The sequence below is a fragment of the Stenotrophomonas sp. YJH_SMC_130 genome, assembly GCF_059369035.1.
In genome coordinates this window covers 115,849-140,099 of record NZ_JCAFSH010000005.1, presented here as the reverse complement: position 1 = coordinate 140,099, position 24,251 = coordinate 115,849, and the positions used below count along the sequence as shown (strand labels likewise).

Below are 24,251 nucleotides of genomic sequence, written 5' to 3'. Positions count from 1 at the left end.
CGATCGCCGTGTTCAGCCCCCGCCTGTGGGTAACTTGCGCAAGTGCTTGAACCCGTGCATAATACGCGGCTCGCTGTGTCCGGTTTTCTACCGGGCGGCGCCCCCGGGAGCACGTCCCCGGCCGCCCAACGCCAGCGTAACCCTTTGATTCTCTTGACGTGTGGTGGGCAACCATCGAGGCCGCCGTCGCCCGGGCTACGGGCTGACAACTACTACTATCGAGGTGCGCAATGTCCCGCGTATGCCAGGTTTCCGGCAAGCGAGTGCAGACGGGTAACAACGTCTCGCACGCCAACAACAAGACCCGTCGTCGTTTCCTGCCGAATCTGCACGAGCGCCGTTTCTGGGTGGCCAGCGAGAACCGCTGGGTCAAGCTTCGTGTTTCCGCGCATGCACTGCGCACCATCGACAAGAACGGCATCGATTCCGTTCTGGCTGAGCTGCGTGCGCGCGGCGAAAAGGTCTGAGGAGTAAAGCATCATGGCAGGCAAGCGCGATAAGGTCCGTATGATTTCCTCGGCCGGTACCGGCCACTTCTACACGACCGACAAGAACAAGAAGAACACCCCGGGGAAGATGGAATTCCTGAAGTACGATCCGGTCGTGCGCAAGCACGTCCTGTACAAGGAAGGCAAGATCAAGTAATCCGCACGGATTGCTGATCCCCGCGAAGAAACCCGCCCTTGTGGCGGGTTTTTTTATGCCCTGCGTTTACCTGGTGGATACCGACCGTTCCGATGCTGCTGTGGTGGTGGTGGGTGCCGACCGTTGGTCGGCACTGGGCAGTCCCTGCGCACGCTGTCGCCAATGGCGCCATGTCTGGAGCGAAGGGCCGATTGCGATAAGTGATTCTTCCTACTGGTTCCGGCGCCTCGCGCTGTTCAAATCGATTGGAACGACGGGCGTGGCCGTGCCCATGATGGCGAGCCGCTGCGGTTGCAGCGGTCGGGCTTGCAATCCCGTGAAGTCAATCAATCAGTAGACTCGCCCGCCTTCGCCGGAGATCTCTCCGGCGACGGTTGGTGACCTATCCGCCTCTATGGCGGACGGTGCGAGGGGGCCTTGCGCCCGCCGGTTCGTTTGCTGATTGATTGCTTCCCGGTATTGCAACCACGCATCGTCCGCCACCTTCACGGTGGCCAGATCCGTTGAAGGAGGTTGCATGAACACCCCATCACACCGGCAGGACCTGGAACTGGGCTGGCTGCGCCTGCAGCGCATGTTGCAAGGCATCGAGGGCATGGCGCTGCTGCTGTGCGACCACCATCTGGCACTGGCCAACGGCGCGCCGTCACCGCTGCCGGAGGCGCAGCTGGAGCGGGCCGCACAGGCGATCGCCTGCATGGCGCTCAACGGCCGCCGTCATGCCGAATCGGTGCGGCAGCTGTGTGAGGTGCCGGTGCGGCATTGATCCATCCTGTAGAGCCGAGCCCACGCTCGGCTGCTCCGCTGTCGGGCCGAAAGGCAGTCGAGCATGGCTCGACTCTGCAAATCCTGCTGGGCAGAATGGCCCATCACCTCCCGACGGGCGACACGATGCTGTTCGAGTGGTTGCTGGGTTCCTACCTGCTGCTGATCGACTGGCTGATCCGGCTGGTCGCGCTGTGCTGGATTCCCACCCGCACCACGCCGGGGGCGGCGCGCAGCTGGCTGCTGCTGGTCGGCTTCGTGCCGCTGCTGGGCCTGCCGCTGTACCTGCTGTTCGGCCACCCGTGGCTGTCGCGCGAGCGCATCCGCCGCCAGGCCGAGGCCTCGCAGGTCATCCGCGAGGAACAGGCGCTGCAGCATCGCCTGCGCTGGACACCGCAGCCGGACACCGCCTGCGCCGAGATCGTGCCGCTGGTGCAGCGCCAGGGCGACTTCATGCCCGTGCACGGCAACGCGGTCGACCTGCTGACCGACTACGACGAATCGCTGCACACGCTGATTGCCGATATCGACCAGGCCGAAGACCGCGTGCACCTGCTGTACTACCTGATGTTCGATGACGCGGTCGGCGAGGCCATTGTCGAGGCCTTGCAGCGTGCCGCCGCGCGTGGCGTGCAGTGCCGCGTGCTGCTCGACGCGGTGGGCGCCAAGCGCGGCCTGCGTGCCTATCGCAAGCGCCTGCAGGCGCGCGACATCGAAGTGCGCGCGATGCTGCCCGGTGGCCTGCGCTGGCGCCGCAGCGGGCGCATGGACCTGCGCAACCACCGCAAGATCGCGGTGATCGACAACGAAGTGGCCTATGTCGGTTCGCAGAACCTGGCCGGCCCGCAGTTCGTGCCCGGCCACCCGAACCGCGAACTGGTGGCGCGCGTGCGCGGCCCGGCGGTGGCGCATCTGGAAGCGGTGTTCGCCAGCGACTGGTACATGGAAACCGGCCAGCGCCTGGACGTGATCGCCGATGTGCCCGAGTGCAGCGACGACATCGCCACCCAGCTGCTGCCCAGCGGCCCGGCTTATCCGTACAGCAACGCACGCGACGCGGTGGCGGCGTTGATCCATCTGGCGCGGCGACGGCTGGTGATGGTCACCCCGTACTTCGTGCCCGACGAAGCCACGCTCAGCGCCTTGCGCATTGCGGCGTTGTCCGGCGTGCAGGTGCAGCTGATCCTGTCGGCCAGCAACAACCAGCGGCTGACCTCGTGGGCGCAGGAGGCCTACTACGACGAGCTGCTGCGCTGTGGCGTGCGCATCGCGCTGTACGAGCCGCAGTTCCTGCATGCCAAGCACATGAGCGTGGACGAGGACATCGCCGTGCTCGGCTCGATCAACATGGACATCCGCTCATTCGCGCTGAATGCCGAAATCGGCCTGGTCTGCTACGACCGCGCGCTGGTGCAGCAGCTGTGCGCGATCGAGGATGGCTACCTGCGCGAGTCGCGGCAGCTGGACCTGCAGCAGTGGCGCAGCCGTCCCACGTGGCGGCGCAGCCGCGAAGGCATCGCACGGCTGGCCGATGCGTTGATGTGAAACGGTGGCAACCGCCCGCTTCGGCAATCCGGCCCGTCATCGCCGATGGCCTACAATCGGCGCATGACTGATTCACCGCGTAATGGCGAACTGGACCTGGCAATCATCGGTGGTGGTGCGGCCGGGGTGCTGGTGGCGATCCAGGTGCTGCGCCAAGCCAAGGCGCCACTGGCGTTGGCCATTCTCGAACCGGCTTCGCAGCTGGCCCAGGGCATCGCCTATGCCACGCCGTGGCCGGAGCACCTGCTGAACGTGCCGGCGGCGAAGATGAGTGCGTTTGCCGACCAGCCCGGCGATTTCCTCGACTACCTGATGGCCGCCAACGCCTACCCGGGCCAGGCGCGCGAGGTGCTGGGCGAGCGTTACGTATGCCGCCACTACTTTGCGGCCTACCTGCAGCAGCGCCTGCAGGAGGCCGCTGCGGCCAGCCCGGCGCAGCTGCAGGTGATCGCGCAGCCGGTGCTGGGCCTGCAGCCGGATGACCATGGCTACCGGCTGACACTTGGCGATGCCCGGACGCTGCACACCGTGCAGGCGGTGCTTGCCACCGGCAACAGCATGCGGCCGCTGCCGGTGGCCGGTGCCGAGGCACTGCCCGCCGATGATGTGATCGAGGCCTGGGACTACGACGGCGTGCGTACCCTGGCCGGTGAGCAGGCCGTGGCCATCGTCGGCTCCGGCCTGAGCATGGCCGACACCGTGCTGGCGCTGGTTGCCGCCGGCCACACCGGCCCGCTGCACGTGATCTCGCGCCATGGCCTGCTGCCGCTGCCGCATGCGCATGGCGGCCTGCCCACGTTCGACCCGGCCACGCTGCTGCAGATGAACCTGCGCCAGCGCCTGCGCGCGTTGCGTGGGTTTGCGCGCCAGGCGCAGGCCGACGGGCTGCCGTGGCAGGGCGTGATGGACCGCATCCGTCCGCACGGGCAGGCGCTGTGGTGCAGCCTCGACGCGGCCGACCAGCGCCGCTTCCTGCGCCATGTGGTGCGCTACTGGGACGTGCATCGCCACCGCATCGCCGAAGAGGTCGACGCACAGCTGCAGGCGCTGATCGAAAGCGGCCAACTGCGCATTCACCGGTCCCGCCTGCAATCCGTCGGCCGCGAAGGCGATGCCCTGCGGCTGTCGGGTCGCGATGCCAACGGCAATGAACAGCACTGGACGATCGGCGGTGTGGTCAACGCCACCGGCGTGGAAACCCGCGCCAGTGCGCTGCGCAATCCGTTGCTGCAGCAGCTGCAGGCCGAGGGCCTGGCACGCCCCGGCCCGCATGGGCTGGGCCTGGACAGCACGGTGCCGGGCGACCGCCTGCGCAGCGCCAGTGGCCAGCCGCAGGCACGGCTGGGCGTGCTCGGCAGCCTGCGCATCGGCAGCCTGTGGGAAAGCCTGGCGGTGCCTGAACTGCGTCAGCAGGCGCAGGCGCTGGCCACCCAGGTGGTCGCAGGAGCCGCGACGGCGATGCCGTAAAATGGGGGCATGGATGTCTCCCACCTGCTTGATGGCCTGAACCCGGCCCAGCGCGAAGCCGTCTCCGCTCCCCCCGGCCACCACCTGGTGCTGGCCGGTGCCGGTTCCGGCAAGACCCGCGTACTCACCCACCGCATCGCCTGGCTGCATGAAGTCGATGGCGTGCCGACCCACGGCGTTTTCGCGGTGACCTTCACCAACAAGGCGGCCGGCGAAATGCGCCACCGCATCGATGCCCAGCTGCCCCATGGCAGCCGTGGCATGTGGATCGGTACCTTCCACGGCCTGGCCAACCGCCTGCTGCGCCTGCATTGGCAGGATGCGAAGCTGCCCGAAGGCTTCCAGGTGATGGATTCGGACGACCAGCTGCGGCTGGTCAAGCGCGTGGTGCAGGCGCTGGAGCTGGACGACGGCAAGTACCCGCCCAAGCAGATCGCGTGGTGGATCAACGCGCAGAAGGACGAAGGCCGCCGCCCGCAGCACATCCAGCCCGAACCGCACGATGCGTGGCTGGAGACCATGCGGCAGGCCTACATCGAGTACCAGGCACGCTGCGACCGCGCCGGCCTGGTCGACTTCGCCGAGCTGCTGCTGCGCGCGCACGAACTGCTGCGCGACAACCCGGCGCTGCTGTCGCACTACCGCGCCCGCTTCCGCGAGATCCTGGTGGACGAGTTCCAGGACACCAATGCCATCCAGTACGCCTTCGTACGCGTGCTGGCCGGCGATTCCGGCCACGTATTCGTGGTCGGCGACGATGACCAGGCCATCTACGGCTGGCGCGGTGCCAAGGTCGAGAACGTGCAGGGCTTCCTGCGCGACTTCCCGGGTGCGCAGACCATCCGCCTGGAGCAGAACTACCGCTCCACCGCCAACATCCTCGGCGCCGCCAATGCGGTGATCGCGCACAACCCGGATCGCATCGGCAAGCAGCTGTGGACCGACAGCGGTGACGGCGAGCCGATCGACCTGTACGCCGCGTACAACGAGATGGACGAGGCGCGCTACATCGTCGAGCGCGCCCGCCAGTGGGTGCGCGACGGTGGCAGCTACACCGAAGTGGCCGTGCTCTATCGCAGCAACGCGCAGTCGCGCGCGCTGGAAGAAGCGCTGCTGAGCGAACAGGTGCCGTACCGCGTGTATGGCGGCATGCGCTTCTTCGAGCGTGCCGAAATCAAGGACGCGCTGGCCTACCTGCGCCTGCTGTCCAACCGCAACGATGACGCCGCCTTCGAGCGCGCGGTCAACACGCCGACGCGTGGCATCGGCGACCGCACGCTGGACGAAGTGCGCCGCGAGGCGCGCGCGCAGGGCATCTCGCTGTGGGAAGCAACGATGCTGGTCACCCAGGGCAGTGCGCTGGCCGCGCGCGCGCGCAATGCACTGGCCGGCTTCCTGGGGCTGGTCAACGAGCTGCAGGCGCAGACCGTGCACATGACCCTGGCCGAGCGCGTGGACCACGTGCTGGCCCGCTCGCAGCTGCGCGAGCACTGGAGCAAGGAAAGCCGCAACGCGCTGGACTCGGAATCGCGCACCGACAACCTCGACGAACTGGTCTCGGTCGCCTCGCGCTTCGTGCGCCGCGCCGACGACATCGAGGAAGTGGGCGAGGACATGGACGAGCTGGTCGCGTTCCTGGCCTATGCCGCGCTGGAGGCCGGTGAGGGCCAGGCGCAGGCCGGCGAGGACGGCGTGCAGCTGATGACCCTGCACTCGGCCAAGGGCCTGGAATTCCCGCTGGTGTTCCTGGCGGGCATGGAAGACGGCCTGTTCCCCAGCGCACGTTCGCTGGAAGAAAGCGGGCGTCTGGAGGAAGAGCGCCGCCTGGCCTACGTCGGCATCACCCGCGCGCGCCAGAAGCTGGTGCTGAGCTATGCCGAATCGCGCCGCATCCACGGCCAGGACAACTACAGCCTGCCGTCGCGCTTCCTGCGCGAGATTCCGCGTGAGCTGCTGCACGAAGTGCGCCCCAAGGTGCAGGTCTCGCGGCCGGCCTCGATGGGCGCCAGCCGGGTGATGGGCCATGCTTCGATCGAGGCGCCGCCGATCAAGCTCGGCGCGCTGGTCACCCATCCCAAGTTCGGCGAAGGCATGGTGACCGACTACGAAGGCAACGGCGCTCACGCCCGCGTGCAGGTCGAGTTTGCCGACGCCGGCAGCAAGTGGCTGGTGATGGCGTATGCCAACCTGACGGTGATCTGATCACCGCCAAGGGGTCGGATCACTTTCCGTTGGAAAAGGGATCCGACCCCGATTAGGCTGCCGGCATGACCCGCAACGTGCTCTTCCTCTGCAGCCAGAACCGCCTGCGCAGCCCCACCGCCGAGCAGGTCTTCGCCGATTGGCCGGGCATCGAGACCGCCTCAGCCGGGTTGCTGGCCGACGCCGAGGAAGTGCTCAGCCCCGAGCTGCTGCAGTGGGCCGACCTGGTGTTCGTGATGGAGCGCGCCCACCGCAACCGGCTGTCCAGCCGCTACAAGGCGTGGTTGAACGGCAAGCGAGTGATCTGCCTGGATATCCCGGATGACTACGAGTACATGGACCCGGTGCTGGTGGAGCTGCTCAAGCGCAAGGTGACCCCGTTCCTGCGCTGACGGGCTGTTGTAGAGCCGAGCCCATGCTCGGCTGCTTCTGGCGCGAAAAGCAGCCGAGCATGGGCTCGGCTCTACAATAGGCGGCACTTCTTTCAGGACCGCTCCCATGACCGAACCCACGCTGCACGTCACCGTGACGTTGAACGCCCGGCTGCAGCCCGAGCATCGCCACGAACTGTTCGAGGACCCACTCGATGCGCTGCTGCAGGCGGCCAATGTCGGCGAGATCACCGGCGGCGGCACGGCGATGTCCGACCTGGGTGAGGTCGAATACGGCGATATCGAAGTGGCGCTGGTCGATGCCGATGGCGTGCCGAAGCTGATCGATCTGCTGGAACAGCTGGGTGCGCCGAAGGGCTCGAAGATCCAGGGCGCGGGTGAAGCCGATCGCAGCTTCGGCGTGACCGAGGGCCTGGGCATCTACCTGGATGGCCTGAACCTGCCGGACGAGGTCTACGAACAGTGCGATTCCAACCACGTGTTCGAGCAGCTGTCCGAGCGCATTGATGGCCTTGGCGAGATCTGCAGCTGGTGGCAGGGCCCGAGCGAGACCGCGCTGTACATGTACGGCCAATCGTTCGAGGCGATGCGCGATGCGATCGCTGAATTCGTGGGCAGCTACCCCCTGTGCCAGAACGCACGCGTGGTGCAGATCGCCTGAGGGCGGAAAATGTGGAGCCGAGTCATGCTCGGCTCATGCATCCGAAGCCGAGCATGGGCTCGGCTCTACAGAAGGGGGGCGGGCAAGCGGGTGGCGCGCACGGGCCGCTGCACGGCGCCGGATTGATCCTGCTCAAGGCGCCGCCTCCACATCCGGTGTGCAATGGTGTTGTTCCCATCTGGCAGACCGCCACGGAGCCCTACCATGTACAAGCGCATCCTGATTGCCACTGACGGGTCCGAGCTGGCCGACAAGGGCCTGGCCAAGGGCCTGGAGCTGGCCAAGGACCTCAATGCCGAGGTCGATATCGTGACCGTGTCCGAGCCGTGGGCCGTGGGCATGTATGACGCCATGGGCTGGAGCGTGGGCTACATGAACAGCCCGGAATACAAGGCCGACCGCGAGGAGGGCGCGCAGAAGGTGCTGCAGCCGGCGCTGGCCAAGGCCGCCGAGCAGGGCATCACGGCCAACCCGGTGCACGTGCTGGACCGCTACGCGGCCGACGGCATCATCGAGACGGCGGCCGAGCGCAACAGCGACCTGATCGTGATGACCTCGCACGGCCGCCGTGGCGTGACCCGTGTACTGCTGGGCAGCCAGACTGCCGAGGTGCTGGCGCGCAGCACGCTGCCGGTACTGGTCATCCGCTGATCCATACCCGCTGATTGAAGCGTTCCCCGGGGAGGGGACCCGACGCCGGTGCGCAGGATGCGTGCCGGCGTTGTTTTTTTTAGGGGGCTGGGGTGAATCCACGCATGGCGTGGATCTACTGGATCGCAGGGATCCGACCCGGTCACCTCACCAGCTGTACAGCTTCCAGTAGACCGGCGACACGCCATCCTTGTCGTTGTCGAATCGGCCATCGCCGTTCTTGTCGTACATGTAGAACGGGGCACCGCGCGACGGGGTCACCTTGACCATGCGCAGCTGGCCGGACACACGGTATTCCTCGATGACATCGCCGTTGTCCATGGTGCGCCTGGACACATCCGCGCCCTTGACGTCCACCGGGGGAGCACCCGCGCCACCCATGCTGGCGCAGCCAGCGAGCAGGAGCAGGGAAGCCAGCATCAGGGTCTTCATCGGCGGGGGCCTTTGCCTGGAAAGAGCCCTGATTATGCCCCATCGCGGTGTGCGCGCCGTGTCGCCGCGGTGCAGGCACGGGCGCGTAGAATCGGCGCATGAGCAGATTAGTCCTGATCGACGGGTCCAGTTACCTGTACCGCGCGTTCCACGCGCTGCCGCCCCTGTCCAATGCACAGGGTGAACCCACCGGCGCGCTGTTCGGCGTGGTCAACATGCTGCGTTCGACGCTGAAGGAGCGCCCGGCCTACGTCGCGTTCGTGGTCGATGCGCCCGGCAAGACCTTCCGTGATGACCTGTACGACCAGTACAAGGCCAACCGCCCGCCGATGCCCGATGAACTGCGCAGCCAGGTCGAGCCGATGTGCCGCATCGTCGAAGCGCTGGGCATCAGCATCCTGCGCATCCCCGGCGTGGAAGCCGACGATGTGATCGGCACGCTTGCGCTGCAGGGCCTGGCGCAGGACCTGAAGGTGACCATTTCCACCGGTGACAAGGACTTCGCCCAGCTGGTGCGGCCGGGCATCGAACTGGTCAACACCATGACCGGCAGCCGCATGGATTCCGACGCGGCGGTGATGGACAAGTTCGGCGTGCGCGCCGATCAGATCATCGACCTGCTGGCGCTGATGGGCGACGCGGTCGACAACGTGCCGGGCGTGGAGAAGTGCGGGCCGAAGACCGCTGCCAAGTGGCTGGCCGAGTACCAGCACCTGGACGGGGTGATGGCGGCCGCGCCGACCATGAAGGGCAAGATCGGCGAGAACCTGCGTGCCGCCCTGGAGCGGCTGCCGCTGAACCGCGAGCTGGTGACCATCCGTACCGACGTGGAACTGGACGCCAGCCCGGCCACGCTGGCCCTGCGCGAGCAGGATGTGCCGGCGCTGACCGAGCTGTATACGCGCTATGGCTTCACCCAGGCGTTGAAGGAGCTGGGCGCGCCGGTGCCGGCACCGGTGGCCGCCAGCGAGGCGACCCCGAGCCTGCGCGGCACTGCGGCCGGCTTCGCGCGTGGCAGCGTCGAGGCGCCCGCCGCCGGCACGCTGGATCCGGCACTGTCCGCGCCGGGTGAATACGAGACCGTGCTGACCAGCGGGCAGCTGCAGGCCTGGATCGAACGCCTGCAGCAGGCCGAGCTGATCAGCTTCGATACTGAAACCGATGCGCTGGACGCGATGCGCGCGCGCCTGGTCGGCGTCAGCCTGGCGGTCGAGCCGGGCAGGGCGGCCTACATTCCGGTCGGCCACGATTACCCGGGTGCGCCGGCCCAGCTGCCGATGCAGCAGGTGCTGGATGCGCTGCGGCCGGTGCTGCAGGACCCGGCGAAGAAGAAGCTGGGCCAGCATGGCAAGTACGACCTGCATGTGCTGCGCCGCCACGGCGTGGAGGTGCAGGGCTACCACGACGACACCATGCTCGAGAGCTTCGTGCTCAACTCCACCGCCACCCGCCACGACATGGATTCGCTGGCCCTGCGTTACCTGGGCTACACCACCCTCAAGTTCGAGGACGTGGCCGGCAAGGGTGCCAAGCAGATTCCGTTCTCGCAGGTGGGCATCGACGAAGCCAGCCGCTATGCGGCGGAGGACGCCGACATCACCCTGCGCCTGCATCGCGCGCTGCAGCCGCAGCTGCTGGCCGAGCCGGCGCTGGACAGCGTGTACCGCACCATCGAGATGCCGCTGGTGCCGGTGCTGACCACGATCGAAGCCAACGGCGTGCGGATCGACACCGACGAACTGCGCCGCCAGAGCCAGGACCTGTCCTCGCGCATGCTGGCCGCGCAGCAGAAGGCCACCGAGCTGGCCGGGCGCAGCTTCAACCTGGATTCGCCCAAGCAGCTCCAGGCGGTGCTGTTCGACGAGCTGAAGCTGCCGGCGGTGGTGAAGACCCCGAAGGGCCAGCCCAGCACCAACGAAGAGGCGCTGGAGGCGATTGCCGACCAGCATGAACTGCCGCGGGTGATCCTCGACTACCGCGGATTGGCCAAGCTGCGCAGCACCTACACCGACAAGCTGCCGGAGATGGTCAATCCGGACACCGGCCGGGTGCACACCAGCTACCACCAGTCCGGCGCCGCTACCGGCCGCCTGTCCTCGTCGGACCCGAACCTGCAGAACATCCCGATCCGCACCGAGGACGGCCGCCGCATCCGCCGCGCGTTCGTGGCGCCGGAAGGCTTCCAGCTGCTGGCCGCCGACTATTCGCAGATCGAGCTGCGGATCATGGCGCACCTGTCCGAGGATCCGGGCCTGGTGCGCGCCTTCGAGCAGGGCGCCGACGTGCACCGTGCCACCGCCGCCGAGGTGTTCGGGCGCACGCTGGAAGAGGTGACCCCGAACGAGCGCCGCGCCGCCAAGGCGATCAACTTCGGCCTGATGTACGGCATGAGCGCCTTCGGCCTGGCCCGCAACCTGGGCATCGACCGGGGCCAGGCGCAGGACTATGTGGCGCTGTACTTCAGCCGCTACCCGGGCGTGCGCGACTTCATGGAGCGGATGCGCCAGCAGGCCCGCGACCAGGGCTACGTGGAAACCCTGTTCGGCCGCCGCCTGTACCTGAACGACATCCACGCCCGCAACCAGGGCCTGCGTGCCGGGGCCGAGCGCGCCGCGATCAACGCGCCGATGCAGGGCACCGCCGCCGACATCATCAAGCGTGCAATGGTGGATGTGGACCAGTGGCTGCGCGACAGCGGGGCACCGGCACGGATGATCCTGCAGGTGCACGATGAACTGGTGTTCGAAACCGAAAGCGGTTTCGTGGAAGACTTGCGTTTGCAGGTGGTGGAGCGCATGTCGCAAGCGGCCAAACTGCGGGTGCCTCTGGTGGTCGACACGGGCGTCGGCAACAACTGGGACGAAGCGCACTGACGGCATTTCAGGCCGAAAACGACGTGAATGTGTTCATGAGTCGGGGGTTTCTGACTCGACCATGAATGTTTCCCCGATTGAATTTCATTAAATGGGGCCCCTTCACGAACCGTTAGTGTTTGGAGTGCTTCTATAACTCCCGACAGGCGCAATGCCTGTTGTGGATCTCTCCCATCCCCTGGAGCAGATCTCGGAAGGGGACTCCTCCCCAAGTGCCCGTTCCCCGGCCCCGTTGACCTCCCCCTGGTCAGCGGGGCTTTTTATTTGTGCTGCCGGAACCGCAGATGGGGTCAGGCTGGGCCACTGTCCAGCAAGGGAAGACCATGCCCGACCTGTTCGCGCTGGCCATGCCGTGGTGGGAATTCATCCTGCGCGCGGTGGTCGCCTGTTCGAGGCGGTACTTCGGCGCGAGCTGATCAGCCGCGCCGACTTCGATGCCGCGCTCCGCCAGCAGGGCGGGCTGCAGATTGAAGACGTGCAGATTGCCCTGCTGGAGACGACAGGGCACATCACCATCATCGCGCGAAAGGGCAGCTGACCAGCGCCGAGCCCACGTCCCGCGCGACGACACCCCTCAGAGCCAGTCGCGCGGCACCAGGTAGTCGGCAAGTCGCGATTCGGGGCTGCCGGTTTCGGGCGAGAAGCCGTACTCCCAGCGCACCCGCGGCGGCAGGCTCATCAGGATGCTTTCGCTGCGGCCACCGCTCTGCAGCCCGAACAGGGTGCCGCGGTCGTAGACCAGGTTGAATTCCACGTAGCGGCCGCGGCGGTACAGCTGGAACTCGCGTTCGCGTTCGCCATGCGGGGTGTCCTTGCGCTGCTGCACGATCGGCAGGTACGCATCGAGGAAGCCGTCGCCGACCGCGCGCAGATAATCGAAATCGCGCTCGAAGTCGCCGTGCAGGTCGTCGAAGAACAGACCGCCGACGCCGCGCGTTTCGTTGCGATGACGCAGGAAGAAGTATTCGTCGCACCAGCGCTTGTGCGCGGCGTAGCGTTCGTCGCCGAACGGCGCACACAGATCGCGTGCGACCCGGTGCCAGTGCTGCACGTCCTCGTCGAACGGATAGAACGGGGTCAGGTCGAAGCCGCCGCCGAACCAGCTGGCCACCACTTCACCGTCGCGCTGCGCCTGGAAGAAGCGCACGTTGGCATGGGTGGTCGGCACGTACGGGTTGAGCGGGTGGAACACCAGCGACACGCCGGTGGCGCGCCAGGAGGCGCCCGCCAGTTCCGGGCGGTTGGCCGAGGCCGACGGCGGCAGGCGGCTGCCAGCGACGTCGGAGAAGCCGATGCCGGCCTGCTCGAACACCGCGCCGTCGCGCAGCACGCGGGTACGCCCGCCACCGCCCTCGGCACGCTGCCACAGGTCTTCCTGGAAGCGGGCCCGGCCATCGACGGCCTCGATCGCCGCACAGATGCGGTCCTGCAGCTCGGTGAGGTAGGCGCGAACGCGCTCGAATTCGTTCATGGCGCGTACTTTACCGCAGGGCCCGGCCAACGCTGCGGACAGGCCCTGGCAGGCTCAGCGCTTGCGATTGGAAGTGCGCGGCGCCGGAGCGTCCTCGGCCGTCGCTTCGTCCACCGCCTCCTGCAGGACGCGACCCAGCTCCAGGGCGCTCCAGTTTCCGGTGTCCAGCACATCGCAGGCGACGTGGCGCCCGCTGCGGTCGGCGGCGCACAGCCGCTCCAGCGTCGCATGGGCGTCGACGTCGCTGCTGCGGCCCTGCGCTGCGACCAGGTTCTCGCAGCCCTCGCGCACGCCGGCACGGCACACGGTGGTGTAGTGCTCTGCCGCCTGTCGCCACTGGCCGGACAGCGCAAGACGGTTGCCAAGAATGTTGCAGCCCTGCAGCTTGCCCTGCGCGCAGCAGGCTTCGGCACCGCCGCTGGCCAGCGCCTGCGGGCAGTCCTGCGGCAGCGGTAGCACCGTGTAGTGTTTCGGCGGGCTGCAGGTGCTCGCGCCCTCGCCGGTCGGCACGAACACCTGGAAGCGTGTCCACGTGTCCAGGCCCAGCAGCTGGCCGCCGGGCAACGGCCGCAGCACGAAGTCGCCGCCCTTGTCGTGGCGGATGCGGACGTCGCCGTCTTCGACACGGGCACGCAGCTGGCTGTCCCAGCCGATGCCGACCCGTCCTGCATCGCCGAAGTCCAGCGTATCCATCAGGCCACCCGCGGCGCGGAAGGTGCCGCAGGGCAGCGCCGTAGCCGGCTGCGGCCGCAACGAGGCGCCCAGCGCCTGCAACGCAGGCAGGCGCTCACAGGCGGCGCTGTCATTGCCGGGCGCGCACGCTGTGGCCAGTGCCTGCACCGCCTGCAAGGGGTCGCCGGATTCCCACGAGAGCTCGGCCACGCGGCTGCAGAAGCCGCCATGGCCGACCTGCTGGCACAACTGCAACAGCTGCTGGCGCTGCGCGGCCGGCACCACCACCGGCGTGGAGGGTGACAGCACGGAGCTCACCGCTTCGACCATCGCCGCACCCATCGCGGCCTTGACGATCTGCTCCTGCAGCGCCGGATCCGCTTCCAGCGCCGCTGCACAGGCCGGTGTCTCGTTGCTGAAGCCGCCATTCCGGCACGGCACAGGCAGTTCGATGCCGGCCAGTGCGGTATCGAGGATGGCCTGTTGCTGCGCCTCATCCGGCGTGGCCGGCGCCCTGGCCTCGTCATGCCAGCGATCGGCCAGCTGCAGGCACATCCCGGGCACGCCTTCCCGGCACGCCGCTGCCAGCGCGGTGGGGGTCGCCTCGTGGCGGTTGTCCAGGCAGGCCGCCGCATCGGCCAGGCAGCTGCCCGCAGCCGGCGCGGCGGCTGCGGCGCACTGTGCAGGGGCCTGCAGGGTGTAGACCGTGCCGTCCACCTCGAGGGTGCGGCCACGGTCGCGCACCTGCAGCGCGCTGGGCAGGCCATATTCCAGATTCACCAGCTGCAGCTTGCCTTCGATCTGCTGGAACGCGACCGGGGTCGGTGCGCTGCCGAAGTGCTTCTGCTCGCCACGGTTGGATGAGCTGACGCGCAGCGTGCTGCTGCCTTCGTCGGCCTTGAACAGGCCGCATTGCGGTGACTGTGCCGCGGCCACCGGCGTGGCCAGCAGCAACGCCCAGGCCAGCCAGTGGCGGTACGGTGCGAATGAGAGCATGTCGTCTCCTTGACGATCAAAGGCAAAACGCCGGGCGCTGCCGGAGGCCTTGGCCCACGCCCGGCAGAACTCAGTGGAAGCGCGCGCGCACGTCGGGGCGCAGCAGGCGCCAGGCCAGCCAGCCCTGCAGGCCGAGAAGCACGAACGACATGCCGACCACGGTCAGCGTGATCAGCCAGCGTTTCAGCTGCAGTTCCTGCAGCAGGGCCGGGTCATCGGCCAGCAACGGAATGAAGTCGCCCATGAACAGGTCCAGCCACCAGGCGGCTGCGAAGTTGGTCAGGGCACTCAGCAGCAGCAGTACCACGAAGCTCCACAGGCCCCAGCGACGTTCACGCAGCAGGCCCCAACTGGACACGGTCGAGGCCAGGCACAACAGCGCGACGATCATTGACGCGGCCACCGGGTGCGCCAGCAGCCAGACCAGGCTGTGCATCTGCTGGAGCTGCACTTCACCTTCCACCAGGTGCCACAGCGCGAGGTTCTGCAGCGGCCACAGCACCAGTCCCTGCAGCACGAAGTAGATCGTCAGCAGCAGTGACAGCCAGAACGAAGCCTGTGCGACCGGGCGCACCCAGGCGTGATAGGCCGGGGAAAGCGGCGAGGGGATCGACGGGATCGACATTGACATCCGATGTCCTTGCAGTCGGCGCCCGCCTGCTCAGCGGGCCGTCGCCCGGGTGGCGACGGCCGGCAGGATATGGTGTTCGCTCAAGGGTGCCAAGGGCAGGCCATGCGGCGGTTGCAGCGGCACCCAGGCCAGTTCGGCAATTTCGGCGCGCGCCTGCGGCGTGCCGTCCACCTGCACCCACCACGCCTGTGCCTGCACGCGGTGGCCGGGCTCGTTCACCGCCCAGTCCTCGAACGTGCCCAGCGCGATGGCGGCATCGGCGCGCAGCTGCACGCCCAGTTCCTCGTCCAGCTCGCGGGCCAGCGCCTGCAGGGGCGCCTCGCCGGGTTCGGGCTTGCCACCGGGTTGGATGAAGCGGCGCGCACCCTGCTTGCGCACCACCAGCGCCCGGCCGCGGTCATCCAGGATGACCGCAGCCACGATCCGGATCGTGGCTGCGGCGTCGCTCACTTCAGGTTCTGCTCGAACAGCTTGAGGATGCGCTTGTACTGGTCCAGCCAGGAATCGGCACGCACATAGCCGTGGCGTTCCAGCGGGTATGGGGCGATCGACCAGTTGTCCTTGTGCAGTTCGATCAGGCGCTGGGTGAGGTTCACCGAGTCCTGGAAGAACACGTTGTCATCCATCATGCCGTGGGCGATCAGCAGGTTGTCCTGCAGGTTCTGCGCGTACTCGATCGGCGAGGACACGCGGTACGCCTCCGGGTCGATGTCCGGGGTGTTGAGGATGTTGCTGGTGTAGCCGTGGTTGTAGTTGTGCCAATCCACCACCGGGCGCAGCGCGGCGCCGGCCTTGAAGGTGCCCGGCGCACGGAACAGCGCCATGAAGGTCATGAAGCCGCCATAGGAACCGCCGTAGATGCCGGCGTGGTCGCGGTCACCCTGCTGGGTGTCGACCAGCCAGTCCAGGCCGTCCTTGTAGTCTTCCAGTTCCGGGTGGCCCATGTTGCGGTAGATGGCCGTGCGCCAGTCGCGGCCGTAGCCCTCGCTGCCGCGGTAGTCCATGTCCAGCACGATGTAGCCCTTCTGCACCAGCAGGTTGTGGAACATCTGCTCGCGGAAATAGGCCGGGTAGCGCTGGTGCACGTTCTGCAGGTAGCCGGCGCCGTGCACGAACATCACGATCGGATACTTGCGGCCCGGTTCCTTGTTTTCCGGTTCGTAGTACTTGGCCCAGACCACGCCGGCACCATGCTTGGACGGCACTGCCACCAGCTTCGGCTGGATCCACTGGCGTGCCTTGTAGTCGGCGGTGCGGGTGTCGGTCAGCACGCGCGCCTGGCCACCGGCACTGGGCAGTACCGCCAGCTGCGGCGGCAGGTAGGCGCCGGAGTAGCGCACCAGTAGCTGCTGGCCGTCGGGCGACAGCGAGAAATCCTCCACGCCGTTGAGGCTGGTCAGCTCGCGCACCTGGCGGCTGCCGGTGTCGACCGTGCAGACTTCGTAGTCATGCGGCGCCTGCTGGTTGCACAGGAAGTAGAAACCCTTGCCATCGGCCGACGGCACCGGCGCCGAGGTTTCCCACTTGCCGCTGGTCAGCGCCTGCGGCTTGGCGGTGCCGGCCTGGGTGTACAGGTGCGAGAAGCCCGATTCCTCGGACAACAGCCACAGCGTGCGGCCATCGGCCATCCAGCCGAAATCGTTGAAGCCCCAGTTGATCCAGGCGTTGTCGGTCAGGCGGTGGCGGTTCTGCACGCGGCCGTCGGCAGCATTGACGCTGATGATCCAGCGGTCCTTGTTGTCGTTGGCGCGCAGCATCACCGCGGCCTGCTGGCCGTCGGCGCTCCAGCGGATGCCGCCGCCCATGAAGTCGCTCATCACCTGCACGCTGCGCTCGCCCTTCAGCGCATCCTTGCCGGCCTTGCGGCGCAGTTCGGCCAGCGGGTCGGTGCTGATGCCCGGCAGGCCGGACAGCGAGACCTTCTCGGCCTTGCCGGTGCGCACATCCACGTACCACAGGGTGTGTGGCTCGAAGCCGTTGCGGCCGACGCGGGTGCGGGTGTCCTCGGTTTCCTCGTAGCCCGACTCGGTCACGTACAGCGGCATCTTGCTGGTGCGGCCGTCGTCGAAGTCCTTCGGCTTGGTCACCACGATCAGGTGGGTCAGGTCCGGCGACAGCACGCTGTCACCGATCTCGACGTCGGCGCCCAGGTAGACCGGGCCCGGTGCGCGGGTCGGATCAGCCTGGCGCCAGCGCTGGTCCTGGTCCTTCAATGCCTCGCGCTGCTCGCGGTCGCGGCGCAGGGTTTCCAGCGTGCGCAGCTGCTGGTCGCGCAGCACGTCGGCCTTCGGCGGCGTGCGCGGGTCCTTCTCGGCCTTCAGGCTGGCCACCTGCTGCACGCCGCTGGCGGCGGTCCAGTGGAACCAGTTCTGGCCGACGCGCCAGATCACGCCGTTGTCCGCGGCAAAGTTCACGTTGCCCGCGCGCTCGTTGCTGCGGGTCAGCTGGGTCAGCGCGCCGCTGCGCAGGTCGCGCACGAACACATCGCCATTGCGCACGAAGGCGCTGCGGCTGCGGCTGCGGTCGTAGACCGGATCGGCCACGTCCAGGGTGCCGCGCTGGTCATCGGCCACCTGCGCGGCCACGCCGCCGGCCACCGGCTGGCGGAAGGTGTCGCGCACCGGGCTGCCGTTGCGCTTGAGCTGGTACTCCACCTGCTGGCTGTTCCACGACCACCAGGCCTTCTCTACCGGCGGACCGATCCAGTCCGGGTCGGCCATGGCCTGTTCGATGGTGATCGGCGTCGGCGCGGCATGCGCAGCCGGTGCGGCCAGCACGGCCGACAGCAGGAGGGACAGGGGCAGCACTCGGGACATGGGCGGACGGCACCAGAAGAGGAAACCGGCCAAGGGTAGCAGCCGCCCCGGCCCGGGGCAGGGGCCACAGGTCATGGCAGCGGGATTGGCAAAGTGGCGCAACCGGTTGCCGTGGTCGCGCATCCATTCTCCTGAACCCGCATCATCCACCGAACAGGAGCCCGACCATGCAGGAACTGATCCCGATCACCCTCTTCATCTGCATCGCCTACGCGATTCATGCCATTGCCGATGCCCGCGCCCGCAGCAAGCTGGTGGCTCCGCACGTGCCAGAGGAAGTTATCCGCTCGCTGGCGGTACTGGAAGAAGAACGCCGCCGCCAGGGCGCCCTGCGCTGGGGCATCAGCCTGGTCTGCCTGGCCCTGGCCATGGCCCTGCTGGAGGCCATCGGTGCGCGTGACCTGACCTTTGGTGCCGCTGCCGCGCTGGTCGGCAGTGCCGGCCTGGGCCAGCTGCTGGCCTGGCACTTCACCCGCCCCGGCGCACGCAAGGGCTGAGCCGGCGCATGCCACGGGCACAGGGGGCGCCCCGTAGATGAGCCTGCTCGGCGAAGCGCTGTCGGCACTGCGGGGCCGTCGCCGCGAGGATACGGCGGCGACGGCAGCCCCCGCCAAAGCGCTGGACGCGGACCAGGCCCTGGTGCGGGCCATCATCGATGGCTCGCAGTCGGCCTTCGCGCAGCTGGTGGAGACACACCAGCGCACCTGCGCGCATGTGATCGGACGCATGGTGGGCGACCGCGACCAGGTCGCCGACCTGCTGCAGGAAACTTTCCTTGCCGTGTTCCGCCAGCTGCATCGGTTTCGTTTTGAATGCTCGCTGCGCACCTGGGTTTCCCGGATCGCCTACACCACGGCGCTGCAGCACCTGCGCCGGCGGCGGCTGGAGGCGCAGTGGATGGTGGCGGTGGAGGTGCCGGAGGATCTGGGGATCGGTGACGAAGGCCCCGGGCCGGCCGAGTTGAGCGAGGCGCTGCAGGCCGGGCGCCAGCTCGGCGCGGCACTGGAACGGCTGAGTCCGCCGCAGCGCCTGATCGTCGGCCTGCATTACCTGGAGGATTTCGATCTGGCCGAGATCGAACAGGTGACCGGGCTGGCGCGCGGTACCATCAAGAGCCATCTGCACCGCGCGCGCCAGATCCTGAAGCAGGAACTGACGCGGCATGCCACCGCCGGAGAGCTGCTGTGAATCCACCGACCGACCCTCGCGATGCGGAAGCGCGCGCGCTGGCACAGGCGTTGCGTGAGCACGCGCAGCAGGAAGAAACGCCGGATGTGAGCGAGGCGCTGCAGAAGCGCATTGCCGCTGAGTCGCGCGACGGTGGCGTGGGTTATGTGGTGGTGCAGGTGCTGTTGTTTGGCGCCATGCTGGCTGCGGCGGCCTGGTATTTCTGGCACTGAGGCACCCGCCGGGCAAGGGGCCGCTCCAATCGCGGTGGGTAGAGGCCGACCTGGGTCGGCGTTGGGCGTGTGTGCCAACCAAGGTTGGCAGCTACCAGAACGGTTGACCCCTGCGACAAAGTGAAGCAGCGCGTCACCCGGTCGCATCCCGTCTTAACGAAATCCTCCTAAAGTGGTCCGGTATCCCACCGGTCGCAGGCAGGAGGCGTCCCTTGGACGCGTTGTTGTTGTCCCGGATCCAGTTCGGATTCGTCATCAGTTTCCACGTGCTGTTCCCCGCCTTCACCATCGGTACGGCCAGCTGGCTGGCCTTCATCGAATGGCGCTGGCTGCGCACGAGGCTGCCCGTGTGGCGCGAGCTGTACTTCTTCTGGCAGAAGATCTTCGCGGTGTCGTTCGGCATGGGCGTGGTCAGCGGCATCGTCATGGCCTTCCAGTTCGGTACCAACTGGCCGCGGCTGAGCGAGGTGGCCGGCACGGTCATCGGCCCGCTGCTGACCTACGAGGTGCTGACCGCGTTCTTCCTGGAAGCCAGCTTCCTCGGCGTGATGATGTTCGGCTGGGGCCGGGTCTCGCCGCGCCTGCATTTCCTGTCCACCTGCATGGTTGCGCTGGGCACGCTGTTCTCCACGTTCTGGATCCTGTCGTCCAACAGCTGGCTGCACACGCCGGCCGGCTACGAGATGGTCAACGGCATCGTGCATCCGGTGGACTGGTGGCAGGTGGTGTTCAATCCCTCGTTCCCCTACCGCCTCGCGCACATGGCGCTGGGCTCGTTCATCACCACCTGTTTCGTGATTGGTGGCGTGGGTGCGTGGTACCTGCGCAAGGGCACGCACGTGGAAGCGGGCCGGCGCATGCTGATCGCCGCCGTGGCATTCGCTGCGCTGACCGTGCCGGTGCAGATCTTCGTCGGCGACATGCACGGCCTGAACACGCTCAAGCACCAGCCGATGAAGATCGCGGCGGTGGAGGCGCATTGGCATGAGACCCGGGAAGGCGAGGGCGTACCGCTGGTGGTGTTCGCGCTGCCCAACGAGAAGGAGGAGCGCAACGATTTCGAAGTGGCCATCCCGAAGCTGGGCAGCGTGATCCTGACCCACAGCCTGGACGGCACCTTCGACCCGCTGACCTCGGTACCGGCCAGCGAGCGGCCGCCGGTGACGCCGGTGTTCTTTGCCTTCCGCATCATGGTCGGGCTGGGCACGCTGATGCTGCTGCTGGCCTGGGTGTCGGCCTTCCAGCTGTGGCGCAACAAGCTGCTCGATTCGCCATGGCTGCTGCGCGGCTGGAACTGGATGCTGCCTAGCGGTTTCATCGCGCTGCTGTCGGGGTGGTTCGTCACCGAGATGGGACGCCAGCCGTGGGTGGTGTATGGCCTGCTGCGCACCGCCGATGCGGTCGGCCCGCAGAGCGCGTGGATGACCGCGCTGTCGCTGGGCGTCTACGTGGTCGGCTACGCCTTCGTGTTCGGCTGGGGCATCTGGTACCTGGTGAAGATCCTGCGCCACGGACCGCAGCCCTACGCCGAAGGGCCGTCGCTGGACCACGGCAGCCACACCCCGGCGCGCCCGCTGTCGGCAGCCGACGAACCGCTGGAGGAGCGCTGACATGGACCTGATGACCTGGCTGCCGGTGGCGTGGTTCGCGGTGATCGGCTTCGGCGTGCTGATGTACGTGGTGCTGGACGGCTTCGTGCTTGGCATCGGCATCCTCGCCCCCTTCGCCGAGGACGAGGAGCAGCTGGACCTGATGATGAACACCGCCGCGCCGATCTGGGACGGCAACGAGACCTGGCTGGTGCTGGGGGGTGCCGGCCTGCTGGCGGCCTTCCCCAAGGCCTATGCGGTGCTGTTGTCGGCGCTGTACCTGCCGGTGCTGGTGCTGGTGGTGGCGCTGGTGTTCCGTGGCGTGGCCTTTGAATTCCGCTTCAAGGCACATCGGTCACGCCGGCTGTGGAGCGTGGCGTTCGGCCTCGGTTCGCTGCTGGCGACGTTCGCCCAGGGCGTGATCCTGGGCACGCTGGTGCAGGGCATCCCGCTGGTGGACGGTGTCTATCAGGGCGGGCCGTTCGCCTGGTTCAGCCCGTTCGCGATGCTGACCGGTGCCGCGCTGGTGGCCGGCTATGCGTTACTGGGCAGCACCTGGCTGATCCTGAAGACCGAAGGGCGCGTGCAGGCGCTGGCGCGGCAGATGACCCGGCCGCTGGTGGTGGCGGTGATCGCGGCGATGGGCCTGGTCAGCAGCTGGCTGCCGTTCCTCGACTCGCGGTTGATGGATCGCTGGTTCAGCGACGGCAACTTCTGGTGGCTGTCGCCGGTGCCGCTGCTGACCCTCGCGGTAGCCGCCGCGCTGTGGCGCAGTGCCACCCACCCGCGCCACGACCTGCCGCCGTTCGTGCTCAGCCTGGCCCTGTTCGTGCTCGGCTTCCTCGGCCTGGTACTCGGCATGTGGCCCTACCTGCTGCCACCGTCGATGACCCTGTGGCAGGCCGCCGCGCCGGCCTCCTCGCTGGGCTTTACCTTGGTTGGCCTGGTCATTCTGCTGCCGGTCATCCTCGGTTATACGGCGTGGTCGTACCGGGTGTTCCGTGGCAAGGTGCACGCCGATACCGGTTACCACTGATCGTTTGAAGCGGGGCCGCCGGTGCCGGCTCCCGTGTTGGGGAATGTGAAACCTGCACACCCCGTGCAGGACGTGCTAGCGTGCGCTCCTTTCCGGCAGCCAGGGGGGCAGCCGGCGACGTCCTGGACGGACGCACGGCTGCAGGACTGGGGGGCCGCCGCGCGTCGCCGTAATGGCTCGTGCCTATCGTTCTCCCGTTGAACCACCTTCGCTAAATGATCGAATTCTCCATCGTCGACTGGGCTGCCTGGGCGCCCGGCCTGAGCGAGCGTAGCCAGTGGCTGGGCTGGGCCGATGCGCCGTATCCGCCGGTTGGCGAGGACACGCCGGCGCTGGCCGAGATCCCGGCAATGCAGCGCCGGCGCATCGAGCGGCTGGGCCGGATGGCGATCCAGGCCGCCTGCTGGTGCGAGGAGGGGCAGGGGGCAGACAGCCAGGTCCCGCTGGTGTTCGCCAGCCGCCACGGCGACGTGGCCCGTTCGATGGAGCTGCTGGGGGCGCTGTCCAACGATCAGCCCTTGTCACCGACGGGGTTCGGCCTGTCGGTGCACAACGCGATCGCTGCGTTGTACTCGATCGCGCGCGGCCACCGTGGCAACTACCTGGCGCTGGCCGCCGGCCAGGCCACGGTCGAGACCGCCTGCCTGGAAGCGGCCGGTTTGCTCGCCGATGGCGCCCGCGAAGTGCGGGTGGTGGTGTATGAGTCGCGCCTTCCCGAGATTTACGCGACGTTCGCCGACGAACCCGACCCGTTCTTTGCCTGGTGTTGGCGTTTGACGGCGCCGATGCCGGGCCAGCCGACCCTCTCCCTGCAGTGGGAGGCGGCGCCGGAGGCCACTGCCACCGCCCCGGGCGCGCTGCCGCACGCGCTGGACCTGCACCGCTTCCTGCTGTCCGGTGCGCCGGCGCTGGAGCACGTGGCCCAAGGCCAGCGCTGGCGCTGGGGGCGCCGTGGCTGAGGCGCTGCGCCGTCTCGATCATGCCTGGCGGGTGCTCGGCACCGGCCTGAGCTTTGCCGCATTCGGCATGGGTGGCCTGTTGCTGGGCGTGCTGGTGATGCCGGTGCTGCTGCTGATGCGCGACCCGGTGGTCCGTCGCCGCCGGGCGCGCCGCGTGGTTCAGGTTGCCTTTGCCAGCCATCTGCGCCTGATGCGCGCGCTGGGGGTGATGACCTACCAGATCGAGGGCGGTGAACGCCTGCAGCGCGACGGTTTGCTGGTTCTGGCCAATCACCCGACCCTGATCGACGTGGTCTGCCTGATCTCGCTGCTGCCCAACGCCGATTGCGTGGTGAAACGCGCCGTGGCCCGCAACCCGTTCATGCGCGGTCCGGTGCGGGCGGCCGGCTACATCTCCAATGACGATGGCGCTGGCCTGGTCGATGACTGCGTGGCGGCGGTGCGCGCCGGCGGCACCCTGGTGATCTTCCCCGAAGGCACCCGCAGCGTGCCGGGCCAGCCGCCGCGGCTGCAGCGCGGGGCCGCCAACATCGCCGTCCGCGGCCGGCTGGACATCACCCCGGTGCGGATCACCTGCACCCCGCCCACGTTGACCAAGGGACAGAAGTGGTATCGTGTCCCCTCACGTCGCTTTCACGTTCGGCTGCAGATCGGCGAAGATATCCCGATCGCGCCCTTCCTGGCCGATGACGACTCGCCAAGGGGGGATGCCTTGGCAGCCCGCCGCGTCACCGAGCACCTTTCTCGTTATTTCGACCTGTCTGGAGATCCGCCCCGTGCAAGCACTTGAGCACGAGATCAAGGAATTGATCATTTCCTCCCTTTCGCTGGAGGACATCACGCCGGAGGACATCGATCCGACCGCGCCGCTGTTCGTCGAGGGCCTGGGCCTGGATTCGATCGACGCGCTGGAGCTGGGCCTGGCGCTGCAGAAGAAGTACGGTGTCAGCCTCTCGGCCGATTCGGAAGAAACCCGTCGCCATTTCTCCAGCGTGCGCGCGCTCGGCGAGTTCGTCGCCGCCCGCCAGTCGTAACGGCGCCAGGAATA

General features: G+C 67.8%; 24 protein-coding genes and 1 pseudogene. 19 read left to right on the top strand and 6 right to left on the bottom strand.

All coding sequences use genetic code 11. The features are described 5' to 3' along the window. The first annotated feature begins 230 nt into the window (after positions 1-230). The 9 genes from rpmB to AC5P5V_RS09890 all read left to right on the top strand — a co-directional run bounded on the left by rpmB (position 231) and on the right by AC5P5V_RS09890 (position 8,328). Entirely contained in the window at positions 231-467 is a 237-nt protein-coding gene (gene rpmB / locus AC5P5V_RS09930) for a 50S ribosomal protein L28 (protein ID WP_005411638.1), read from the top strand. A gap of 10 nt (positions 468-477) precedes the next feature. Beyond that, entirely contained in the window at positions 478-645 is a 168-nt protein-coding gene (gene rpmG / locus AC5P5V_RS09925) for a 50S ribosomal protein L33 (protein ID WP_169411268.1), read from the top strand. A 517-nt stretch (positions 646-1,162) separates the two neighbouring features. After that, complete coding sequence (locus tag AC5P5V_RS09920; protein ID WP_014038959.1) at positions 1,163-1,411, top strand: hypothetical protein; 249 nt, start codon at positions 1,163-1,165, stop codon at positions 1,409-1,411. 125 nt (positions 1,412-1,536) lie between these two features. Then, entirely contained in the window at positions 1,537-2,955 is a 1,419-nt protein-coding gene (gene cls / locus AC5P5V_RS09915; protein WP_061480536.1) for a cardiolipin synthase, read from the top strand. 45 nt (positions 2,956-3,000) lie between these two features. Beyond that, positions 3,001-4,422, top strand: a complete 1,422-nt coding sequence (locus tag AC5P5V_RS09910; protein WP_231352399.1) for an FAD/NAD(P)-binding protein — start codon at positions 3,001-3,003, stop codon at positions 4,420-4,422. Positions 4,423-4,431: 9 nt separating this feature from the next. Beyond that, the gene (gene uvrD / locus AC5P5V_RS09905; protein WP_134969326.1) at positions 4,432-6,624 is read left to right on the top strand and encodes a DNA helicase II; all 2,193 of its coding nucleotides are present in this window, start codon (positions 4,432-4,434) and stop codon (positions 6,622-6,624) included. Positions 6,625-6,689: 65 nt separating this feature from the next. Beyond that, positions 6,690-7,016: a low molecular weight protein tyrosine phosphatase family protein gene (locus AC5P5V_RS09900; protein ID WP_049454192.1), complete on the top strand. Its 327-nt coding sequence runs from the start codon at positions 6,690-6,692 to the stop codon at positions 7,014-7,016. Positions 7,017-7,122: 106 nt separating this feature from the next. Next, on the top strand, positions 7,123-7,677 hold the full coding sequence (locus AC5P5V_RS09895; protein WP_134969325.1) for a hypothetical protein: 555 nt from the start codon (positions 7,123-7,125) through the stop codon (positions 7,675-7,677). 204 nt (positions 7,678-7,881) lie between these two features. After that, positions 7,882-8,328: a universal stress protein gene (locus tag AC5P5V_RS09890; protein ID WP_005420335.1), complete on the top strand. Its 447-nt coding sequence runs from the start codon at positions 7,882-7,884 to the stop codon at positions 8,326-8,328. Positions 8,329-8,475: 147 nt separating this feature from the next. Here the strand turns inward: AC5P5V_RS09890 and AC5P5V_RS09885 are convergent, their stop codons facing one another. Further along, a complete protein-coding gene (locus AC5P5V_RS09885) occupies positions 8,476-8,760 on the bottom strand; it encodes a DUF2782 domain-containing protein (protein WP_049443782.1) in 285 nt (94 codons plus the stop codon). A gap of 98 nt (positions 8,761-8,858) precedes the next feature. On the opposite strand from AC5P5V_RS09885, the gene polA reads away from it, so the two are divergent. Together polA and AC5P5V_RS09875 are read left to right on the top strand one after the other, a co-directional pair. After that, positions 8,859-11,633, top strand: coding sequence for a DNA polymerase I (gene polA, locus AC5P5V_RS09880; RefSeq protein ID WP_231352398.1), 2,775 nt, complete (start codon positions 8,859-8,861; stop codon positions 11,631-11,633). A 370-nt stretch (positions 11,634-12,003) separates the two neighbouring features. After that, positions 12,004-12,171 (top strand): annotated as a pseudogene (locus AC5P5V_RS09875) (YetF domain-containing protein); the annotation flags it as partial. 36 nt (positions 12,172-12,207) lie between these two features. On the opposite strand, the gene hemF reads toward AC5P5V_RS09875, so the two are convergent. The 5 genes from hemF to AC5P5V_RS09850 all read right to left on the bottom strand — a co-directional run bounded on the left by hemF (position 12,208) and on the right by AC5P5V_RS09850 (position 18,219). Further along, positions 12,208-13,104: an oxygen-dependent coproporphyrinogen oxidase gene (gene hemF / locus AC5P5V_RS09870; protein ID WP_154351638.1), complete on the bottom strand. Its 897-nt coding sequence runs from the start codon at positions 13,102-13,104 to the stop codon at positions 12,208-12,210. A 54-nt stretch (positions 13,105-13,158) separates the two neighbouring features. Next, a complete protein-coding gene (locus tag AC5P5V_RS09865; RefSeq protein ID WP_134972533.1) occupies positions 13,159-14,772 on the bottom strand; it encodes a hypothetical protein in 1,614 nt (537 codons plus the stop codon). A 70-nt stretch (positions 14,773-14,842) separates the two neighbouring features. After that, on the bottom strand, positions 14,843-15,403 hold the full coding sequence (locus tag AC5P5V_RS09860) for a hypothetical protein (protein WP_134969425.1): 561 nt from the start codon (positions 15,401-15,403) through the stop codon (positions 14,843-14,845). 30 nt (positions 15,404-15,433) lie between these two features. Further along, positions 15,434-15,853, bottom strand: coding sequence for an NUDIX hydrolase (locus tag AC5P5V_RS09855; protein ID WP_061480546.1), 420 nt, complete (start codon positions 15,851-15,853; stop codon positions 15,434-15,436). Further along, positions 15,850-18,219: a S9 family peptidase gene (locus AC5P5V_RS09850; protein WP_134969423.1), complete on the bottom strand. Its 2,370-nt coding sequence runs from the start codon at positions 18,217-18,219 to the stop codon at positions 15,850-15,852. The genes AC5P5V_RS09855 and AC5P5V_RS09850 overlap by 4 nt, the downstream gene beginning before the upstream one ends. Positions 18,220-18,386: 167 nt before the next feature. On the opposite strand from AC5P5V_RS09850, the gene AC5P5V_RS09845 reads away from it, so the two are divergent. The 8 genes from AC5P5V_RS09845 (at position 18,387) to AC5P5V_RS09810 (ending at position 24,237) form a co-directional block, all read left to right on the top strand. Further along, positions 18,387-18,716, top strand: coding sequence for a hypothetical protein (locus AC5P5V_RS09845; protein ID WP_134969422.1), 330 nt, complete (start codon positions 18,387-18,389; stop codon positions 18,714-18,716). A gap of 37 nt (positions 18,717-18,753) precedes the next feature. Further along, the gene (locus AC5P5V_RS09840) at positions 18,754-19,407 is read left to right on the top strand and encodes an RNA polymerase sigma factor (RefSeq protein WP_088496996.1); all 654 of its coding nucleotides are present in this window, start codon (positions 18,754-18,756) and stop codon (positions 19,405-19,407) included. Beyond that, complete coding sequence (locus AC5P5V_RS09835; RefSeq protein ID WP_134969410.1) at positions 19,404-19,619, top strand: hypothetical protein; 216 nt, start codon at positions 19,404-19,406, stop codon at positions 19,617-19,619. Before AC5P5V_RS09840 ends, AC5P5V_RS09835 begins: the two co-directional genes overlap by 4 nt. A 212-nt stretch (positions 19,620-19,831) precedes the next feature. After that, positions 19,832-21,229, top strand: a complete 1,398-nt coding sequence (locus AC5P5V_RS09830) for a cytochrome ubiquinol oxidase subunit I (protein ID WP_111201091.1) — start codon at positions 19,832-19,834, stop codon at positions 21,227-21,229. Position 21,230: 1 nt separating this feature from the next. Continuing rightward, positions 21,231-22,244 (top strand): cytochrome d ubiquinol oxidase subunit II, encoded by a 1,014-nt coding sequence (gene cydB / locus AC5P5V_RS09825; RefSeq protein WP_134969411.1) that lies wholly within the window; start codon positions 21,231-21,233, stop codon positions 22,242-22,244. Positions 22,245-22,459: 215 nt separating this feature from the next. Continuing rightward, the gene (locus AC5P5V_RS09820; RefSeq protein ID WP_231352397.1) at positions 22,460-23,203 is read left to right on the top strand and encodes a beta-ketoacyl synthase chain length factor; all 744 of its coding nucleotides are present in this window, start codon (positions 22,460-22,462) and stop codon (positions 23,201-23,203) included. Further along, positions 23,196-23,993 (top strand): lysophospholipid acyltransferase family protein, encoded by a 798-nt coding sequence (locus AC5P5V_RS09815; RefSeq protein ID WP_061480640.1) that lies wholly within the window; start codon positions 23,196-23,198, stop codon positions 23,991-23,993. The genes AC5P5V_RS09820 and AC5P5V_RS09815 overlap by 8 nt, the downstream gene beginning before the upstream one ends. Then, on the top strand, positions 23,980-24,237 hold the full coding sequence (locus AC5P5V_RS09810) for a phosphopantetheine-binding protein (RefSeq protein ID WP_005411610.1): 258 nt from the start codon (positions 23,980-23,982) through the stop codon (positions 24,235-24,237). Before AC5P5V_RS09815 ends, AC5P5V_RS09810 begins: the two co-directional genes overlap by 14 nt. Positions 24,238-24,251: the final 14 nt, after the last annotated feature.

What these genes read in the sequence shown, in the direction of transcription:
- rpmB (WP_005411638.1), top strand. Translation starts at nt 231, where the DNA reads ATGTCCCGCGTATGCCAGGTTTCCGGCAAGCGAGTGCAGACGGGTAAC.
- AC5P5V_RS09920 (WP_014038959.1), top strand. Translation starts at nt 1,163, where the DNA reads ATGAACACCCCATCACACCGGCAGGACCTGGAACTGGGCTGGCTGCGC.
- cls (WP_061480536.1), top strand. Translation starts at nt 1,537, where the DNA reads ATGCTGTTCGAGTGGTTGCTGGGTTCCTACCTGCTGCTGATCGACTGG.
- AC5P5V_RS09910 (WP_231352399.1), top strand. Translation starts at nt 3,001, where the DNA reads ATGGCCTACAATCGGCGCATGACTGATTCACCGCGTAATGGCGAACTG.
- uvrD (WP_134969326.1), top strand. Translation starts at nt 4,432, where the DNA reads ATGGATGTCTCCCACCTGCTTGATGGCCTGAACCCGGCCCAGCGCGAA.
- AC5P5V_RS09900 (WP_049454192.1), top strand. Translation starts at nt 6,690, where the DNA reads ATGACCCGCAACGTGCTCTTCCTCTGCAGCCAGAACCGCCTGCGCAGC.
- AC5P5V_RS09895 (WP_134969325.1), top strand. Translation starts at nt 7,123, where the DNA reads ATGACCGAACCCACGCTGCACGTCACCGTGACGTTGAACGCCCGGCTG.
- AC5P5V_RS09890 (WP_005420335.1), top strand. Translation starts at nt 7,882, where the DNA reads ATGTACAAGCGCATCCTGATTGCCACTGACGGGTCCGAGCTGGCCGAC.
- AC5P5V_RS09885 (WP_049443782.1), bottom strand. Translation starts at nt 8,760, where the DNA reads ATGAAGACCCTGATGCTGGCTTCCCTGCTCCTGCTCGCTGGCTGCGCC.
- polA (WP_231352398.1), top strand. Translation starts at nt 8,859, where the DNA reads ATGAGCAGATTAGTCCTGATCGACGGGTCCAGTTACCTGTACCGCGCG.
- hemF (WP_154351638.1), bottom strand. Translation starts at nt 13,104, where the DNA reads ATGAACGAATTCGAGCGCGTTCGCGCCTACCTCACCGAGCTGCAGGAC.
- AC5P5V_RS09865 (WP_134972533.1), bottom strand. Translation starts at nt 14,772, where the DNA reads ATGCTCTCATTCGCACCGTACCGCCACTGGCTGGCCTGGGCGTTGCTG.
- AC5P5V_RS09860 (WP_134969425.1), bottom strand. Translation starts at nt 15,403, where the DNA reads ATGTCAATGTCGATCCCGTCGATCCCCTCGCCGCTTTCCCCGGCCTAT.
- AC5P5V_RS09850 (WP_134969423.1), bottom strand. Translation starts at nt 18,219, where the DNA reads ATGTCCCGAGTGCTGCCCCTGTCCCTCCTGCTGTCGGCCGTGCTGGCC.
- AC5P5V_RS09845 (WP_134969422.1), top strand. Translation starts at nt 18,387, where the DNA reads ATGCAGGAACTGATCCCGATCACCCTCTTCATCTGCATCGCCTACGCG.
- AC5P5V_RS09840 (WP_088496996.1), top strand. Translation starts at nt 18,754, where the DNA reads ATGAGCCTGCTCGGCGAAGCGCTGTCGGCACTGCGGGGCCGTCGCCGC.
- cydB (WP_134969411.1), top strand. Translation starts at nt 21,231, where the DNA reads ATGGACCTGATGACCTGGCTGCCGGTGGCGTGGTTCGCGGTGATCGGC.
- AC5P5V_RS09820 (WP_231352397.1), top strand. Translation starts at nt 22,460, where the DNA reads ATGATCGAATTCTCCATCGTCGACTGGGCTGCCTGGGCGCCCGGCCTG.